The sequence below is a fragment of the Vibrio sp. CAU 1672 genome (genome assembly GCF_029223195.1).
Lineage (GTDB): Bacteria > Pseudomonadota > Gammaproteobacteria > Enterobacterales > Vibrionaceae > Vibrio.
In genome coordinates this window covers 1-2,593 of the sequence record NZ_JARHUF010000056.1, presented here as the reverse complement: position 1 = coordinate 2,593, position 2,593 = coordinate 1, and the positions used below count along the sequence as shown (strand labels likewise).

Sequence of the window (2,593 nt, the reverse complement as noted above, 5' to 3'; positions counted from 1 at the left end):
TGCGTATTCCGGCGATTCCGGACACCGGCTCCGGTTTAACCGGACACCACTTATCCCTGGTTTTTCTCTAACTCTATTTTTACCCTACCTGTCCGGATTGCGCCAGTTTTCTCATTGATTCTCCTCCTAGTTCTATGCGGTGACTGTTGTGGATTAACCTATCCAGTAATGCGTCAGCGACCGTGGCATTTCCTATCATGTTGTACCATTCCTTAACCGGAAGCTGGCTGATCATGATTGTGCTGCTGGTTTGGTAGCGATCCTCCAGAAGCTCCAGCAAGTGACCGGCATGATCGGGGCTTAACTTCTCCATACCCCAGTCATCCAGTATCAGGAGTTGTTTTCTCGACAGAGCCAGAAGTTGTTTCTGATAAGTACCGTCAAGGCGACCAGAACTCAGGTCATCGAGTAAACGGCTGAGCCTGTGGTAGCGAACGCTGTGTAGCTGTTCACAAGCCTGGGCTGCAAGCGCACAGGCAACATAAGTCTTTCCTGCTCCGGTCGGCCCGGTGATAAGAACGTTTTGTTTTTTGTGTAAGTAGCCTCCGGTTAAGAGCTCGCTCATTTGAGTGCGCTTAAGTCCCCGACCATCCCTGTAGATAATCTGGCTTGGCAGAGCGTCAACTCTCAGTTTGGCTTGTCTTTTTAACCGTTGGATCTTGGCCTGGTTCCTACCCAGTAGCTCGCTTTCGAGCAGCAGGCTTAACCGTTCTTCGAAGTTAAGCTCTGCATAGGTAGATAGCTGCTCTCGTTGTTGTTCCAGTGCAGTTGCGGCATGGCTAAGACGTAGCGATTTAAGTTGTTCATTTATCTGGTTCATCATTCTCTCCTAGTGATAACAGTTTGGGCCGCGTACATTGCTGTGCTGGATATCCGGGGTGGATTCCGGCGAGGAAGACAACAGACCTTCCCGGTGGTTTTCAAGAAGGTTTCTGATGAACCTGAGATAAGGCTTATTCACCATCAGAGCATCTTTGCATGCCTGCTCTAGGCGCGTATCTCCATATTTCTTGGTCAGGTTGAGAAGGCCAAGGCAACTACGATTGGCTTGAGCGGGGTGCTCTTTTGACATCAGCTGGCGATTCACTACTTCCTGTGTTGCTGCGCCGACTCTGCCTCCCCAACGGAGTAACCGCTCTGGTGACCATTTCTGATATTGGTGATTGCTGGGCATATGCTCGGGATAGGTGCTGAGGCCGTATTCCTTTTTGCTGGCCGGATGCTGAGAGACCAGGTTGCCCTGATGGTATATCTGTATCAGTCTGGAAGTTGCCTCAAGCTCAACATACTGGCCGACTAACTGGTGTGGCACTGAGTAATAGTGCTTCCTGTATTCGATATGATAATCCGGCCCAACCTTGGCACGTTTAAGCTCCGTGTAGAGGTAACGTTGTGCCGGCAGAGGTTTCAGAGCAGGCTTGTCCAGAGTGTCGAACAACTCTTTTCGGCTGGCTCCCAGCTGTTTCATCTGTCTTTGGTTCAGCGAGTCCATTAATTCACGGATGGAGAGGTTCAGCTCTTTGAAGGTATGGAAGGTTCGGTGACGAAGCCGCATCATGATCCATCGTTCCACGATAAGAACGGCATTTTCTGCTTTCGCTTTGTCTTTTGGTTTATAGGGACGTGCGGGCATAACAGCAGTCCGGTAATGATAGGCCAGTTTCCGGTAGCTATCGTTAAGTTTAGGTTCGTAACGATCTGTTTTGGTTACCGCGGCTTTTAAGTTATCCGGGACAAGAAGAGCTGGAACACCACCGAAGTGTTCGAAGGCATTAGCATGAGCTTCCAGCCAGTGTTCCAGTTTCTGACTCTCACAGGCCTCTACATAGGTGTAGTTGGAAGCACCTAACGTGGCTACGAAGATCTGAGCCTTGCGTATTTCTCCGGTTTCAGGGTTCACGACTGGGATGGTTGGTCCACAGTAGTCGATGAACAGTTTGTCACCGGCAAGGTGGATCTGACGCATACTGCGCTTCTGTTTCTTCAGCCAACGGGAGTAATGCTCACAGAACTGGCTGTAGCGGTAAGCTCTTTCATGATGCTCAGCTAAGTATTCCTCCCATAGAAGTTGTTTGCTCATGCCCTTACGTTTCAGCTCAACAAAGCACTGAGCGAAGTCCGGCATGACTTTGGTATCGCTGGTCGTTTTGTCGCGGTAAAGAGCCTGGGCTAACTCAGTATCTGAACAGCTTTCGGGAAGTGGCCAGTTTAATGAACTCTGCTCAAAGCGTATCAGTATTTCTGAGACGGTTGAGCGGCTAACCTTCGAGCAGGAAGCGATCTTTCTGGTCGACAGATTGCACTCATATTTAAGGCGTAATACCTCTTTGATGTTTGTCATAGATGTTCTCTTTTTCGGCATTATCACTTCCTTGCTACGTTAAGATGCATAACAAGAATAGTGAGTGATTGATTTAAAAGAGAAAAGAGGGATATTCCGGAGTGACCGGACAGGGTTTCCGCTTAACCGGACAGTGATTCCGGAGTTAGTGGAAAAATGGACTGGTTTATCCCGGAAATGGTGTCCGGATTAAAACGGAATGGGTGTCCGGACAATCCCGGAATCGGTGGCTGGATTGCTCCGGAATACGCA

Annotated in this window: 2 protein-coding genes; both read right to left on the bottom strand. The window is 49.3% G+C overall.

Annotation, left to right across the window (positions count from 1 at the left end; translation table 11 throughout):
* Positions 1-79: 79 nt before the first annotated feature.
* Positions 80-820 (bottom strand): IS21-like element helper ATPase IstB, encoded by a 741-nt coding sequence (gene istB, locus P2G85_RS21215; RefSeq protein WP_275865998.1) that lies wholly within the window; start codon positions 818-820, stop codon positions 80-82.
* A gap of 9 nt (positions 821-829) precedes the next feature.
* Positions 830-2,362 carry an IS21 family transposase gene (istA, locus tag P2G85_RS21210; protein ID WP_275865997.1) on the bottom strand — a complete coding sequence of 511 codons (1,533 nt, stop codon included), beginning with the start codon at positions 2,360-2,362 and terminating at the stop codon, positions 830-832.
* Positions 2,363-2,593 lie beyond the last annotated feature (231 nt).

What these genes read in the sequence shown, in the direction of transcription:
- istB (WP_275865998.1), bottom strand. Translation starts at nt 820, where the DNA reads ATGAACCAGATAAATGAACAACTTAAATCGCTACGTCTTAGCCATGCC.
- istA (WP_275865997.1), bottom strand. Translation starts at nt 2,362, where the DNA reads ATGCCGAAAAAGAGAACATCTATGACAAACATCAAAGAGGTATTACGC.